Source organism: Halobacterium rubrum (genome assembly GCF_021729015.1).
Classification (GTDB): Archaea; Halobacteriota; Halobacteria; order Halobacteriales; family Halobacteriaceae; genus Halobacterium; species Halobacterium rubrum.
Genome location: NZ_JAJQQZ010000003.1, coordinates 485,204 through 500,451, shown reverse-complemented (window position 1 = coordinate 500,451; position 15,248 = coordinate 485,204). Strand labels below are relative to the sequence as shown.

The following is a 15,248-nucleotide window of genomic DNA, read 5'->3' as shown; positions in this document are numbered from 1 at the left end:
TTCGGGCATAGACACTCAGAAAACGCTCCGCCTCGCCTTTCAATCCTTATCTGAACACCACCGACGCAGGGGCCCAAAGCATAATGTGTACTCCTCCTAATCACAAGATGGCTCTGACCCACCCAACATCAGAAAGCGGAATCGCAGCGAGAAAACGGGATTTCGAAGCCGAAACCCGACGCTTGCAGGCGATTACCGCGTACTCCAGAAGCGTGCGAGAGTTAGCGGGCCGGGCGCGATTTGAACACGCGACCGACGGATTAAGAGTCCGTCGCTCTGCCAGACTGAGCTACCGGCCCGAACGCATCACAACGTTGCCGGGTGGTACTAAAATACGTTCTGATTCGCGCCAATCGACGACCGAGGTTTGACAGGCGGGGCGCCGAGACGTGGGGTAGTATGTCAGTGGAGTCGCCGACACTACAGCGGGAGGACGTCCACGAGATAGCCGACGACCGGTTCACCGGGGAGTCCGTGGCGCTCGTGACCGGGGCGGCGTCGGGCATCGGGCGAGCGACCGCCATCGCGCTCGCGGTGAACGGCGTCACCGTCGCGGCGCTGGACGTCGACGAGGACGGCCTCGAGGAGACGGTAGCGGACGCCGCGGAGCTCGACGCGACGGGCGAGGTGCACGCGACGCCGGCGGACCTCACCGACGACGACGAGGTGATTGCGGCGGTCGAGGCGGTGGCCGAACTCGGGGACCTGCGGTGGGTGGCGAACGTCGCCGGCCTCCAGCACGTCGCGCCACTCGAGGAGTTCCCGATGGACGTCTACGACACGATGCAGGCCGTGATGGTGCGCGCGCCGACCCTGATTGCGAAGCACGCGCTGCCGCACATCCGGGCGTCGGGGTCGGGCGCAGTCGGGAACATGGCGTCCGTGCACGGCCACTACGTCACGTCGGACAAGGTCGCGTACAACGTCGCGAAGTTCGGGCTGCGGGGGTTGACGCAGTCAATCGCCGCAGAGGGAGACGGGGACGTGCGGTCGTTCTCGGTGTCGACGGGGTACGTGAAGACGCCGCTGGTCGTCGACCAGATTCCGGACACCGCCGAGGAGCGCGGCATCAGCGAGCGCGAGGTCGTCGAGGACGTGATGCTCGGCCAGTCCCGGGCGTCGGAGATGATGGAGCCGGTGGACGTCGCGAACCTCTTCGTGCTGGGGTTCTCGGAGCTCGGCAGCCACCTGAACGGCGGCGACCTCCGGTTCGACGACGGGATGACGCTGACCTACGAGTAGCGGGGCTCCCGCGCCGGAGGGAGGTCGGAAATGGTAAGTGACGGCCTCCGCAAATCGAGGACATCATGAGCAGCCGGGCCACCATCTCCTCGATGTCCACGTACGCCATTCTCGGCTGTGGCAGCGTGGGGCACGCGGTCGCAGAGGAGCTGGTCGAACGGGGCAAGGACGTCCTCATCGTGGACAAGGACGAGTCGCGGGTGGAGGCGCTGCGCGACCAGGACCTGAACGCGCAGGTGGCCGACGTCCGCGACGAGGCGGTGGCCGGCCTCGTCGAGGACCGCGACGTCGTCCTCATCATGGCGTCGGACGTCGACGCCAACGAGGCGGCCGTGGAGAACATCCGCGGCCGGAACGACGACCAGTTCGTGGTGGTGCGCGCCAGCGACCCCGTGACGAGCGACGAACTGACCGAGCTCGGCGCGGACGTCGTCATCAATCCGTCGTCGGTCATCTCGGACGCCGCGCTGCGGGCGCTGGAGTCCGGCGAACTCGAGTACAAAGCCCGCCAGCTCGCGGACGTCGTGTCGGCGACCGACGGGCGGCTCGCCATCATCGCACACGACAACCCCGACCCCGACTCGATTGCGGCGGCTGCGGCTCTCCAGGCCATCGCCGACCACCTCGGCGTGGAGGCGGACATCCTCTACTTCGGGGACATCGGCCACCAGGAGAACCGCGCGTTCGTGAACCTCCTGGAGATCGAGTTGACACACTACGACGACGTCGACATCGACGACTACGCGACGGTCGCGCTCGTCGACCCGGCGAAGGCCGGCGAGGTCGAGGTCGACCACGACATCGACATCTTCATCGACCACTACGAGCTCGAGGCGGACATCGAGGCGGAGTTCGCGGACGTCCGGCCGAGCGTCTCCGCGACGTCGACCATCCTCACGAAGTACATCCAGGAGTTCGACCTCTCCGTCAGCCAGGAGGTCGCGACAGCGCTCCTCTACGGCATCCGGGCCGAGACCCTGGACTTCCGGCGGGACACGACGCCGGCGGACCTGACGGCGGCGGCGTACCTCTACCCGTTCGCGGACCACGACACCCTCGAACAGGTGGAGTCCCCGAACATGAGCCCGGAGACGCTGGACGTGCTCGCGGAGGCCATCACGAGCCGCGAGGTCCAGGGCAGCCACCTCGTGTCGAACGCAGGGTTCATCAGCGAGCGCGACGCGCTCTCGCAGGCCGCCAGCCAGCTGTTGAATCTGGAGGGCATCACGACGACCGCGGTGTTCGGTATCGTCGAGGACACCATCTACCTCGCCGCGCGCTCGAAGGACATCCGGCTGAACATCGGGCGCGTGCTCGCCGACGCGTTCGTCGACATCGGGGAGTCGGCGGGCCACTCGACGCAGGCCAGCGCGGAGATTCCCCTCGGTATCTTCACCGGCATCGAGACGACCGAGGAGAACCGCGAGACGCTGCTCTCGCTCACCGAGGAGGCCGTCACCCGGAAGCTCTTCGACGCGATGGGCGTGGAGTCCGAGAGCGGGAACAACGGGAGCTGAACGGGTACGCTGGCGGTCTCGCCAGCCCCTCGATGAGCGACGACTCGACTCCCCCGTTCGTCCGCCCGTACGGCTCCGTCCGACCGACGCCAGTGTACCGCAAACTCGACGACGAGAACCGCGTCTTCCTCGGGAACGCCGCCGCGGCGTCGCCGGCCTGTGACCGCTCGTTCGGCCACGTGCTCTCTCTGACTCGTGAGCCGCGGCCGGCGACGACCCACCACCGGCCGCTCAGCGACGACGCGACCAACGACTGGGTGGCGTTCGCGGCCGCCGTCGACACCGCGCGCCGGCTCTCCGCCCGGACCGGGTCGCTGCTCGTCCACTGCGAGGCCGGCATCTCGCGGAGTAGCGCCGTCGCAGCCGCCGCGCTCGCCGTCGAGGAGAACTGTGCGTTCGTGGCAGCGCTCCACGACGTGCAGGACGCCCGGCCGCACGCGGTGCCTCACCCGGCGCTGCACGAACTCGGTGTCAGGTACGTCGCAGCCAGCAGCAGAGAGTGAGAAAACTCGCGGGGTTCAGACGGCGATTTCCTCGTCGACCTCGTCGTTGTCGTAGCGCTCGACCACGTCGTTGATGAGGACGACGTCGCCGACCGCGCGCACCCACCGGTAGGGCACGATGACGCCCTTCTTGCCCGTCATCTCGGCGGAGAACAGGTCGCCGTTGAGCTCCGAGAGCGCGAGCCCGGTGACGGTCTCTGCGTCGAGGTTCAGCTGGATGTCCTCGACTTCCCCCACGAACACGCCGTTGTTCGAGTAGACCTCGCGTCCCACGAGCGAGGTGATCTCGTCTGCGTCCATGCTACGGGGATTGCGCGGGGGAACCTTAAGTCTTGAAGCCGCGGCCGACCAGCGTCAGACGCCGCTGTGCGCGTCGCCCGGCTCAGTCGAGGTCGGCGAGCACGCCGGCGAGCGCGTCGAGGGCTGCAGCCGAGTGGTCGGGCGTGCGGCCGAGGCTCACGCGGACGCGCTCCGTGTCGTCGAAGAACCGCCCGGGGACGACGAGCACGCCCTCGTCCCAGGCGGCCGCGGTCAGTTCGTCACCGTCTACGTCCGCCGGGTCGAGGAAGGCGTACGTCGAGCCGTCGGGGACGACGCCGTCGACGTCGTCGTGGGCGTCGAGGAACGAGGCGAGCAGCGCGTGGTTCTCCGCGAGCAGCCCGCGGGCGCGCTCGGCGAGCTCGTCGAGGTTGTGGAACGCGCGCATCCCGAGCGCGCGACTGGGGCCGGTGTTCCCGGGGAGGTGGCGGAGCACCGAGCGCGCGCGGTCGACGAACTCGCGGTCGGCGACGATCCAGCCGACGCACAGGTCGCCGAGGCCGAAGAACTTCGTCAGCGACCCCGTGACGACCGCGTTGTCGACGCCGGCAGCGGACGGTCCGCCGAACGGACCGTCGTCCGCGTCTTCGGTGAACGGCGCGTACACCTCGTCGACGAGCAACCGCGCGCCGGCCTCGCCGGCTTCCGCGGCGGCGGTGGCCAGCGTCTCGCGGTCCGACAGTCGGCCACTGGGGTTGTGGCGGTTCGTCACCGTGACCAGCTGCGTGTTCTCGGTGAGCGCGGCCGCGACGCGCTCGGGGTTCAGCCGGTAGTCGTCGTCGGCCGGCCGCAGGAACCGGTCGGTGCCGGCGCCGACGGCCCGCGGTGCCTCGACGAGGGGCTCGTAGCCCGGCTTCTCGACGAGCGCAGTCGGTTCGGCGACTCCGTCGCCGTCGTCACCGTCCTCGCCCTCGCCCTCGCTGTCCGGGTTCGCGCCGGCGTCCGGGTACAGCGCCGCGACGGTTGCGACGAGGTTCGCCGTGGACGCTCCCGGCGTCACCAGCACGCGTTCCGGGTGGACGCCGTACTCGCCGGCAATCTGCGTCTCGAGGGTCGCACCGACCGGCGGGTCCGAGAGTCCCTCCAGGGGTTCGGGGACGACGACGGGGTCGTGGTCGCGGTCGCCGCGCAGGTCACTCGACCCGAGGTCGTACAGCGCGACCTCCGGCCGGCCGGAGATCCACTCGAGGTAGTCCAGCCGTGGGAACATGCTTCCGGGTCTGGCGGCTGACGGGAAAGAAGTTACCGCTTCGGCAGGCTGGACGGCCCCACGGCGTGGGGGTCACCGGAAACCGTTAGGGGGCGGCGTGCGGAGTGGACGCCGTGGACGACGACCTCGCCGACTGGCTCCGGGGGCGGCCGTGGTACGCGGACCAGATAGCCGACGAGCGCACGCGCCCGGGGCGCGACGCGCGGACCCGGGACGTGGCTCTCGAGGACCGGCTCGCGTCGGCGCTCGCGGACCGCGACATCGACGCGCTCTACGACCACCAGGCCGACGCCATCGAGGCAGTTCGGGACGGCGACGACGTGGTGATTGCGACTCCGACAGCCAGCGGGAAGAGTCTCGCGTACACCGTGCCGGCGTTCGAGCGCGCGATGGACCACGGTGGCCGCACGCTCTACCTCGGCCCCCAGAACGCCCTCGTCGCCGACCAGGCGGAGACACTCTCGGGGCTCGCCCGCGACCTCGGGTTCGGCAGCCGGGTGCAGGTCGACACCTACACCGGCCGGCTGTCGAAATCCGAGAAGCGGGACGTCCGGGACCGCAGGCCGACGGTTCTGCTCTCGAACCCGGACATGCTGCACTACGCGTTGCTCCCCCACGCCCACCGGCTCTGGGAGTGGTTCTTCTCGGGGCTGGAGACCGTCGTCGTCGACGAAGTGCACGTCTATCGCGGCGTCTTCGGTGGGCACGTCTCGCTGCTGTTACGGCGACTCCGGCGGGTCTGCGAGCGATTCGACAGCGGTGGTGGCTCCGAGGGGAGCCACCTGACCGAGGGCTCGCCCCAGTTCGTCTGCTGTTCGGCGACCATCGGCAACCCCGTCGAGCACGCCAGCCGGGTCACCGGCAAGGAGGAAGAGGGGTTCCGGCTCGTTGACGAGGACACGAGCGCGACCGGCGACACGGACTGGCTCGTCTGGAACCCCCCGAAGCAGGACGGCGGCGAGGGTCGGCGGCGGTCCTCCCACGTCGAGACGCGGAACCTGATGGCGGACTTCGTCACCGAGGACTACCAGACGCTGGCGTTCACGCGCTCCCGGCAGGGCGCCGAGCGCAACGCCACCGCCACGAGCGACGACCTCCGCGACCGGGGCGAACACGACCTCGCGGACGCCATCGCCGCCTACCAGGGGTCGCTGACCGACGACCGCCGCCGCAGCCTCGAGACCGACCTCCACGACGGCAGCCTGCGTGGCGTCTGGAGCACGAACGCGCTCGAACTCGGCGTCGACGTCGGCGGCCTCGACGCCGTCCTGCTTGACGGCTACCCGGGCACGAGAATGAACACCTTCCAGCGCGCGGGCCGCGCGGGCCGCGGGACCGACGACGCCGCCGTCGTGCTCGTCGCGGGGGAGGACCAGCTCGACCAGTACGTCGCCGCCAACCCCGACGCGCTGTTCGACGGCGACCCCGAGCGCGCGGTCGTCGACCCCGGCAACGAGCACCTGCTGGACGACCACCTGCGGTGTGCGGCCAGCGAGAACTGGCTCAAGCCCGAAGACCGCGAGTATTTCCCCCGGTTCGAGGAGCGCGTGAAGCACCTCGAAGAACGCGGGGACCTCGAGCAGCGCGCGACCAAGTACGGCCTGCGGTGGGTGGACGACGGCGACGGCAGCCCCCAGCACGAGATGAGCCTGCGCACCATCGACGACACCGAGGTCCGGCTACGGGAGCCGGGCGGGGACACGCTCGCGACGCTGGAGCTCGACGACGCCGTCCGTGACGCCCACCCGGGCGCCATCTACCACCACCAGGGCCAGCGCTACGAGGTCTCGGACCTCGACCTCGACCGGGGGGTCGCGACGCTCTCGCCGACGTGGGCCGACCACTACACGCGCGTTCTCACCGAGAAAGACATCGAGGTCCACGCCGACCTCGACGAGCGCACGCCGTTCGCCCGCGACGACGTCCCGGTCGGGTTCGCGGACATCACGCTCACCACCGAGGTCACCGGCTACCAGCGCCGCGACGCCAAGCGCGGCGAAGCGCTGGACACGCTGTCCCTGGACCTGCCGCCGCAGACGCTGGACACGAAGGCGCTGTACTTCGCGCTGCCGCCGGACGTCGAACAGCAGCTGCTGGCGGGCGGCGACCTCCCGGGCGGGATTCACGCCGCCGAGCACGCGCTCATCTCGATGTTCCCCACCGAGTTCCTCTGCGACCGCGGGGACATCGGTGGCCTGTCGACGCCCGTTCACCCCCACACCGGCCGGCCGACCATCTTCATCTACGACGGCTACCCGGGCGGCGTCGGGCTGACCCGTGAGGGGTTCGAGGCGATGGGAAGTCTCGCCGACAGCACACTCGACATGCTGCGGGCCTGCGACTGCGAGGACGGCTGTCCGGCCTGCGTGCAGTCCCCGCAGTGCGGGAACGCCAACGACCCACTGGACAAGGCGCTCGCCATCGAGTGCCTGGACGCGCTCACCTGAGCGAGAACTCGACGGTCGACCGGTCGAGCACCGAGAGGGAGTGGTACCGCAGGAACGTCATCGTCGGCACGCTGACTGCCCCAACTACGAGCAGTCCGACGACCACAGCGACGACGAGCGCGGCCAGCCCGGTTGCCGACACGGGCCCGACGAACAGCGTCCCGACGCCGAACGGCACGGCGACGATGGCCACCCCGAACCCGAGCGCGAGACTCGCACCGAACAGCAGGACGGCTTTCACGAGCACGTAGACGCCGAACTGCCGCCAGTCGGCCCGCACCTCGGGGTAGAGCCGTCGCCACCCCTCCAGCACGCCCACGCCGTCTTCGGCCATCAGCGGCACGACGAACGCCGTCGTGAACTCGGACGCCAGCGCCGTCCCGACCCCGACGACGAGCGCCAGCGGCAGCGTCACCACCAGCGCCAGCAGCCAGACGAGCTGCCCGAGCAGCAGTGCCGCGGCGACGGGCGCGAGCAGGAGCGCCGACGCGAGCACGCCGACGAGCACGACCGCGATCCGGAACCCGAACAGGCGCAAGCCCGGCCCGAGGCGCTGTCCGAACGGCTCCGCGACCCGGACGTCCCGCGAGCGCGCGACGTCGACCAGTACGAACTCCATCACGGCGCCGATGGCGGCGACGACCGTCCCGACCACCAGTACCGCCACCCCCACGAGTGCGGCGACCGCGAGGACCTCCGAGACCGACACCTCCCGGGTCACCTCGAAGACCGCCTCCGGCGGCGCCTCCACCGAGAACGTCGGCGTTTGGGGCGCCGACAGCCCCGCGAACGCCGTGATGACCGCGAGCCGAACCCACGTCCTGAGGTCGAACGGCAACAGGAGGTCGCGGGTCTCCGCGAGTGCCTCGTCCAGCGCGTCGACGGCGTACCAGCTCATGGGCGTGAAATCTCGCGCAGTCGCGAAAAAGATGCAGGGGTCTCGGAGCGCGCTACTTGCCCTTCTTCTTCTTGCCGTTGCCCGTGGTGCCGCCGCCGGCGTTCCCGCCGCCGCCGTCGCTGGCGGCCTTCACGAGTGCATTGAGGTCCAGGTGGCCAGCGCCGTGGTACGTTTCGCCCTCCTCGGGCTGGCTGGCGGTCTCCTGGATGAGCGATTCGACTTCGTCGACGCTGGCGTCGGGCCGCAGGGACCGGACGAGTGCAACCGCGCCCGCGACCTGCGGGGCGGCCATCGACGTGCCGGCCTTCCAGCCGTAGCCCGGGACGACATCGCCGTCGTCGTTCGTCGTGTTGATTGTGGAGTACACGAGGTCGTTGTACGCGTCCGGGTTGGTCGCGATCGCTTCGAGGTCGACGTTACCGCCGGCTGCGCTCACGTCGACGGCAGAGCCGTAGTTCGTGTAGAACGCGGGCTCGGTCGTCGGCTCGTCTAGGCGGTTCCCGGTGAGCCACTTTGCCTCGTTGTCGCTGTGTTTGCCACCCCAGCCGTAGCCAATCGGCCCGGTCGCGCTCACGCCGAAGACGCCGTCGGCCTCCGTCGGGAGGCTGAGGATGTTCTCGGCGTCCATGTCCAGCGACGCGTTGCCCGCGGAGTTGACGACGACCGTCCCCTGCGAGCGGACGTAGTTCGCAACCTGGCTGATGATCTTCTCCAGGGCGATCAGACCCGGGTACTCGACGGTGTCGGCGACCGTGTAGCCAACGCTGTAGTTGATCGCGTCACAGCCGATCTGTGCGGCGTACTCCCAGCCGGCGAGGCCATCGCCCGCGTACCCCTGCAGACCGGAGAACATTCGGACTGCGACGATCTCGGTGTCCGGCGCCGTCCCGAGGACACCGCCAGCCGGACCGTCGTTGTCGTTCGTCGCGGCGATCGTGCCCGCGACGTGGGTGCCGTGACTGCCCGCACCGTTGGGACGGAAGTCGAGTCCGTCGCCGGTGATGTTCTTCGAGAGCTCCGCGTTGACGACGTCCTCGAGGTCTGGGTGGTCGTCGTACACGCCCGTGTCGACGACGGCGACGCGGGTCCCCTCGCCCGTCGTCGTGTCGTGGACGAACTTCCCGCCGCCGGGCTTGTCGGTGAGTTCGCCGCTGGCCTCCTGCTCGCGCTTGTCCCACTGATACTCGGTGTTGCTCGGCGCACCGTCGTGGTTGTGGCTTGCCGAGTTGCCCGCGACCGTCGGCCCCTCGGCTTCGGCGACCGCTCCAGTCTCGTCGTCGCTGAGGTCAATCTTCACGTCCGGCGCCGTCGCTACCGCACTTCCGACGCGGGACTGGTCGCCACGAGCGACCAGCACGTCAGCCGCCGAGAGGTCGTGGATGATCTCCACGTCGTCCGGTACGTCGCTCCGGTCGACCTCCGTGAGGTTGATGAAGAATCGCTCGCTGTCTGCCGTCGCGGATACGTTCCCCGCGCCGAACGCGAGACTTCCGAGTGCTACGCCTGCGCCCTTCAGAAACGTCCGCCTGTTATAGCCTGCCATGGCTACGTTACTCGTTCGGCGTCGGCCACAAAATACTTTCCAAGTACTGTTTGGTTTTTGTTCTCTGAGTAGCTAATTGATAGCCAGTGCCTCGACCGGCGACCTCGGGACCTCCCGGGGGTACCTGCGGCAAGACTTTAGACGGCACGTGGCCAACGTCACGGCATGGTATCCGGTGGCGACCAGGACGACGACGGCCGCGTGCTCTCCCCCGACGAGCTCGACATCGAGGAGCAGGACGAGGTCGCGGCCATCGGCGAGGACCGGTACGTCATCGGTCCGGACGGCCCGCCAGAGGCCCCGGAGGAGGGAGCGGCGGACGGCGACGCCGGCAGCGGCGGCGGCGGTGACGCGAACCAGGAGCCGGAGCAGGAGTCCGCTTCCCCTCAGGAGTCGGCGGAGCCCGCAGCGCCCCCGGAGCCACAGGTCACCGGCCGGGACGTCAAGGAGTGGCTCTCCGAGGAGCTGGAGAGCCACGACAGCGACTACGCCTACCACATCGCCGCGAAGTACGGCGACGACATCTCACACCAGCAGCTCGCCACCGACGACGTCGGCGCCGCCTTCGACGGGCTGCTCGTCTGGTACGCCCGACAGCTCGCGGGGTCGACGTCCATCGACCGCGCGCTCGGCATCCTCCTCGGCGAGTCCAGCGTCCAGGTGAAGTACCCGACGAAGCGACTCATCGCGTACCTCGAAGCCAACGACCTCGGGCCGGACGACTCCATCCGGGAGCTCGTGGAGACCGTCGACGACCAGGACGGCATGGAGTTCCCCCGGTAGCCGTAGCCTTCCGAGCGGCTCGCGCCCCGCCCGGCTGCTACCCCACACGGGTGGCCACCCGCGAAACAGTTTTGGGGCTGCTGTCCCCTCGTGCAACCAGTGATGAACCTCGAAGACGCCGACCGAGTGGCCGAGGACGCCGCGCACGTCGTGGAGTTCGAGCTCGGCGACGAGGTGTGCGCCATCGACATCGGCGCCGTCGACAGCATCGTCGAATCCAAGCAGGTCACTCGCGTGCCGCGGGCGCCCGACGCCGTCGAGGGCGTGATGGACCTCCGCGGGGAGACCACCGCCATCGTCGACCCGCGGGAGTTCCTCGCCATCGAGGGCGACCTCGCCTCGGACAACATCCTCGTGCTCGACCGCGCGGACGACAAACAGAAGATCGGGCTGCGGGTCGCCGAAGTCACGGAGGTCTCGGGGTACGCCGAACACCAGATCGACCGCGGCGACCGCCTCGACCGCATCGGTACCTCCGCCATCGAGAGCGAACTCGTGCGGGGTGTCATCCGCAAGGGGGCGACGCCACCGGGCGAGGAAGACGCCGAAGAGCAGGAGGTCGAGCTCGTGCTGTGGCTGGACATCGACAAACTCATCGATTCAGTGTCCGCCGCCGAGACGGTCGACAATCAGGTCTGATAATCGGTCAGTTGGGTTTATTAGCCCCTTCGCACTACGACTGGGCATGGCGAAGCAGGTCTTACTGGTCGACGACTCCGAATTCATGCGGAATCTCCTCCGGGAGATCCTCGAGGAGGAATTCGAGATCGCCGACGAGGCCGAGAACGGGGTCGAAGCAGTAGAGATGTACAAGGAGTACGAACCGGACCTCGTGATGATGGACATCGTGATGCCCATCCGCGACGGCATCGAGGCGACCTCCGAGATCAAGGAGTTCGACTCGAGTGCGCACATCATCATGTGCACGAGCATCGGCCAGGAGGAGAAGATGAAGAAGGCGGTGAAGGCCGGTGCCGACGGCTACATCACGAAACCCTTCCAGAAACCCAGCGTGATGGACGCCATCTCCGACGTTCTCACGGCATGACGCGGGCGCTGGTGGTCGACGACTCGCACTTCATGCGGACGGTCATCAGCGACATCCTCGAGGACGGCGGCATCGAGGTCGTCGCCACCGCGGAGAACGGCGCTCGTGCCGTGGAGCAGGTACAGGACGTAGAGCCCGACGTGGTCACGATGGACGTCGAGATGCCGGAGATGAACGGCATCGAGGCCGTCGAGGAGATCATGGACCGGCACCCGACGCCGGTGCTGATGGTGTCTGCCCTGACGACGGAAGACGCCGACGCCACGCTCGAAGCGATGGAGAAGGGCGCCGTGGACACGTTCGCGAAGCCCGGCGGCACCATCTCCACGGAGCTGTCCGGCCACAGCGAGGAGCTGGTCGGAGCGGTCGAGCGAGTCGCGGCCGCCGACCCGACTGCGGGCCACGACGTCGACATGGAGCCGGCGGCGTCGCCGGAGGCGACCGCGGAGTACGTGGACAATCCGACGCTGCTGGTCGGCGCGTCGACCGGCGGGCCGAACGTCGTCGAGTCGATTCTCGCCTCGCTCCCCCGGGAGGCCGACTTCCGGGTGTTGATCGTGCAGCACATGCCCGACCAGTTCACCTCGCGGTTCGCACAGCGACTGGACGCCGCCAGCGACTACGACATCAGCGAGGCGGAGGACGGTGACCGCATCGGTGGCGGCGAAGGACTGGTCGCGCGCGGCGACTACCACATGCGCGTCTCGGGCTACTCGAACGGCCGCCTCCGGGTGCGCCTGGACCAGAGTGAACGCCGGCACAGCGTCCGGCCCGCCATCGACGTGACGTTCGAGAGCGCGGCGAAGCGCGTCACCGACCCGCTCGTCTCGGTCGTGCTCACGGGCATGGGCAGCGACGGGGCAGCGGGCGTTCGCGCGGTGAAAGACGCGGGCGGGACGACGCTCGCGCAGGACGAGGCGACCAGCGCCGTGTTCGGCATTCCGGATCGGGCCATCGAGACGGGCTGTGTCGACGACGTGCTGCCGGTCGACCGGCTGACGGAAGCCATCGCGGATTCAGTACGGAGGAGTACGTGACATGGACGACTACCTCGAAGCGTTCGTTCGGGAAGGAGAAGAGCACGTAACTAGCCTCAACAACGCCCTGCTGGAGCTGGAGTCAGATCCGGGCAACGAGGAGGCGATGGACGAGATATTCCGGACCGCCCACACGCTGAAGGGGAACTTCGGCGCGATGGGGTTCGAGGACGCGAGCGACCTCGCGCACGCGGTGGAGGACCTCCTCGACGAGATGCGACAGGGGGACCTCGAGGTGACGGGCGACCGGATGGACGTGGTGTTCGCCGGCATCGACGACATCGAAGCGTGCCTCGACGACATCGAGGCGAACGGCGAGGTCACCCGCGACGTGACCGGCACCATCGACGCCGTGCGTGGCGTCCTCGAGGCCGCTGCGGCCGAAGACGGCACAGCAGCGGAAGGCGGCGACGGTGGCGACGACGACGGCGAGTCTGGTTCGGGCGCGGGCGTCGACCCGACGAGCGTCGTCGGTCCCGACGTCATCGAGGCTGCTGAGAGCCCTGTGTACCACGTCCGCGTGGACATGGGCGACTCCCAGATGAAGGGCGTCGACGGGATGTTCGTCCTCGAGGAGGCGACGGAGACGTTCGACCTGCTGGGGTCCGAACCGTCGGCCGACGCCATCAACGACGGCGACTACGAGGACGGCTTCGACCTCGTCGTCGCGACCGACCAGGCCGAAGTCGCGGAGACCGTCCACGCCTTCCCGAAGCTGACGGACGCCACCGTCACCGAAATCGGCGCCAACGGGGACGCGGTGGCTGCCGGCGACGGGGAAGCCGACGCCGGCGACGAAGCGGCCGACGACGCGGACGAGACGGCCGAAGGGACTTCAGAGGACGCTGGAGCCGGCGAGTCCACGTCCGCCAGCGGGAGTTCGAGTACGAGCGCGAGCGGCAGCAACAGCAGTGGCGGAGACGGCGGGGACGACGACGACGACGACGATGAGTCGTCTGCCATCGACAACACGGACACCGAAATCCAGTCGGTTCGCGTCGACGTCGACCAGCTGGACGAGCTGCACGGGCTCGTCGAACAGCTCGTCACGACCCGCATCAAGCTCCGGCGGGGTGTCGAGGACAGCGACCGGCAGGTGTTCGACGAGCTCGACGAGCTCGACAAGATCTCCGGGAGCCTCCAGGACACCGTGATGGACATGCGGCTGGTCCCGATGAAGAAGATCGTCGGGAAGTTCCCGCGGCTCGTCCGGGACCTCGCGCGCGAGCAGGACAAGGACATCGACTTCGTCGTGGAGGGCGACGACGTCGAGCTCGACCGCACCATCCTCACGGAGATCAGCGACCCGCTGATGCACCTGCTGCGGAACGCCGTCGACCACGGCATCGAGCCGCCGGCGGTCCGCGAGGAGAACGGGAAAGACCCCGAGGGCACCATCACGCTGTCGGCAGAGCGCGACCGTGACCACGTGCTCATCCAGGTGAAAGACGACGGCGCCGGCATCGACCACGACACGATGCGGGAGAAAGCCGTCGAGAAGGGCGTCAAGTCCCGGGAGGAGGTCGAGGACATGTCCGACGACGCCGTCGAGGACCTCGTGTTCCACCCCGGATTCTCCACGAACGACGAGGTCACCGACGTCTCCGGACGCGGCGTCGGCATGGACGTCGTTCGGGACACCGTGACGCGGCTGGACGGCAGCGTCTCCGTCGACAGCACGCCCGGCGAGGGCACGACGTTCACGATGACGCTGCCAGTGACGGTCGCCATCGTGAAGGTGCTGTTCGTGGAGAGCGGCGGCGAGGAGTACGGTATCCCGATCAAGACCGTCGACGAGATCTCGCGGATGAAGCCGGTGAAGTCGGTCGACGGCGAGGAGGTCATCACGTACGACGAGACGGTCTACCCCCTCGTCCGGCTGGGCGACGCCCTCGACGTCCCCGGGGAGACGAAGAACGGCGACGGCATGCTCGTGCGCATCCGCGAGTCCGAGCGCCAGGTCGCCGTGCACTGCGACGACGTCCGCGGCCAGGAGGAGGTCGTCGTCAAGCCCTTCGAGGGTATCCTCTCGGGCATCCCCGGGCTGTCGGGGGCGGCAGTCCTCGGTGAGGGCGACGTGGTGACCATCCTGGACGTGGCGACGCTGTAACTTATGAGTACGATGATCGACATTCGACGGCTGCAGACGGTGAACGAGCTCGCCCGGGAGGGCGCCTCGACGGTGGCGGAGAACATGAGCCAACTGACCGGCGTCGAGACGGAGATGCAGATCACGAAGATCAACGTCATCGACGTCGAAGACCTCGGTGCCCACCTCGGCGCCGACAAGCAGGTCGGCGTGAACGTCCCCCTGAAAGAGCGGCCCTACGGCTCCGTGCTCGTGCTGTTCGACGACGAGAGCGCGCGCAGCGTCGCCGACACCATGATGGGCGGCATCGAGAGCGACGGCGGCGGGTACAGCGACATGGAGCGGTCCGCAATCCGGGAGGTCGGCAACATCATGACCAGCGGCTTCATCGACGGCTGGGCGAACGTGCTCGGTCGCACCATCGACATCTCCACGCCACAGCTCATCCGGGCGTCGGGCGAGGACATCGCGAGCCACTGCGTCGACCCCGGCGAGCACGAGATCGCGATGGTGTTCGACGCGGAACTGCACGCCCCCGACGCGGACGTCGAGGCGAAGATCTACTCGTTCCCGGACATCGAGGCGTTCGTGTCGATGATCAACAACATCTAAG

At 68.6% G+C, this 15,248-nt stretch carries 14 protein-coding genes and 1 tRNA gene; 10 read left to right on the top strand and 5 right to left on the bottom strand.

The genetic code is table 11. The features are described from left to right. Positions 1–225 precede the first annotated feature (225 nt). Positions 226–299: transfer RNA gene (locus LT971_RS13975), tRNA-Lys, on the bottom strand. 100 nt (positions 300–399) lie between these two features. Here LT971_RS13975 and LT971_RS13970 point away from each other — a divergent pair. The 3 genes from LT971_RS13970 to LT971_RS13960 all read left to right on the top strand — a co-directional run bounded on the left by LT971_RS13970 (position 400) and on the right by LT971_RS13960 (position 3,262). Continuing rightward, positions 400–1,242, top strand: a complete 843-nt coding sequence (locus LT971_RS13970) for an SDR family NAD(P)-dependent oxidoreductase (RefSeq protein ID WP_237007559.1) — start codon at positions 400–402, stop codon at positions 1,240–1,242. Between the two features lie 65 nt (positions 1,243–1,307). Next, positions 1,308–2,759 carry a DHH family phosphoesterase gene (locus LT971_RS13965; protein ID WP_237007558.1) on the top strand — a complete coding sequence of 484 codons (1,452 nt, stop codon included), beginning with the start codon at positions 1,308–1,310 and terminating at the stop codon, positions 2,757–2,759. Positions 2,760–2,791: 32 nt separating this feature from the next. Further along, a complete protein-coding gene (locus LT971_RS13960; protein WP_237007557.1) occupies positions 2,792–3,262 on the top strand; it encodes a dual specificity protein phosphatase family protein in 471 nt (156 codons plus the stop codon). 15 nt (positions 3,263–3,277) lie between these two features. Here the strand turns inward: LT971_RS13960 and LT971_RS13955 are convergent, their stop codons facing one another. Continuing rightward, positions 3,278–3,562, bottom strand: a complete 285-nt coding sequence (locus LT971_RS13955; RefSeq protein WP_237007556.1) for a PRC-barrel domain-containing protein — start codon at positions 3,560–3,562, stop codon at positions 3,278–3,280. Positions 3,563–3,644: 82 nt separating this feature from the next. Beyond that, positions 3,645–4,790: a pyridoxal phosphate-dependent aminotransferase gene (locus LT971_RS13950; RefSeq protein ID WP_237007555.1), complete on the bottom strand. Its 1,146-nt coding sequence runs from the start codon at positions 4,788–4,790 to the stop codon at positions 3,645–3,647. Positions 4,791–4,903: 113 nt separating this feature from the next. On the opposite strand from LT971_RS13950, the gene LT971_RS13945 reads away from it, so the two are divergent. Then, a complete protein-coding gene (locus LT971_RS13945; protein WP_237007554.1) occupies positions 4,904–7,237 on the top strand; it encodes a DEAD/DEAH box helicase in 2,334 nt (777 codons plus the stop codon). Here the strand turns inward: LT971_RS13945 and LT971_RS13940 are convergent. Next, positions 7,230–8,135, bottom strand: a complete 906-nt coding sequence (locus LT971_RS13940; RefSeq protein ID WP_237007553.1) for a DUF7544 domain-containing protein — start codon at positions 8,133–8,135, stop codon at positions 7,230–7,232. The two genes, LT971_RS13945 and LT971_RS13940, sit on opposite strands and share 8 nt — an antisense overlap. Before the next feature lie 52 nt (positions 8,136–8,187). Then, positions 8,188–9,678, bottom strand: coding sequence for a S8 family peptidase (locus LT971_RS13935; RefSeq protein ID WP_237007552.1), 1,491 nt, complete (start codon positions 9,676–9,678; stop codon positions 8,188–8,190). A gap of 165 nt (positions 9,679–9,843) precedes the next feature. Here LT971_RS13935 and LT971_RS13930 point away from each other — a divergent pair, with 165 nt between their 5' ends. The 6 genes from LT971_RS13930 (at position 9,844) to LT971_RS13905 (ending at position 15,247) form a co-directional block, all read left to right on the top strand. Then, positions 9,844–10,461, top strand: coding sequence for a DUF7500 family protein (locus tag LT971_RS13930; protein WP_237007551.1), 618 nt, complete (start codon positions 9,844–9,846; stop codon positions 10,459–10,461). A gap of 102 nt (positions 10,462–10,563) precedes the next feature. Further along, positions 10,564–11,100, top strand: a complete 537-nt coding sequence (locus LT971_RS13925) for a chemotaxis protein CheW (protein ID WP_237007550.1) — start codon at positions 10,564–10,566, stop codon at positions 11,098–11,100. Between the two features lie 46 nt (positions 11,101–11,146). Beyond that, complete coding sequence (gene cheY, locus LT971_RS13920; protein ID WP_237007549.1) at positions 11,147–11,509, top strand: chemotaxis protein CheY; 363 nt, start codon at positions 11,147–11,149, stop codon at positions 11,507–11,509. Then, positions 11,506–12,546 (top strand): protein-glutamate methylesterase CheB, encoded by a 1,041-nt coding sequence (gene cheB, locus LT971_RS13915; RefSeq protein WP_237007548.1) that lies wholly within the window; start codon positions 11,506–11,508, stop codon positions 12,544–12,546. The genes cheY and cheB overlap by 4 nt, the downstream gene beginning before the upstream one ends. Position 12,547: 1 nt before the next feature. After that, on the top strand, positions 12,548–14,656 hold the full coding sequence (gene cheA / locus LT971_RS13910) for a chemotaxis protein CheA (protein WP_237007547.1): 2,109 nt from the start codon (positions 12,548–12,550) through the stop codon (positions 14,654–14,656). Positions 14,657–14,659: 3 nt separating this feature from the next. Then, positions 14,660–15,247, top strand: coding sequence for a chemotaxis protein CheC (locus LT971_RS13905; protein WP_237007546.1), 588 nt, complete (start codon positions 14,660–14,662; stop codon positions 15,245–15,247). The last annotated feature ends 1 nt before the right edge of the window (position 15,248 follow it).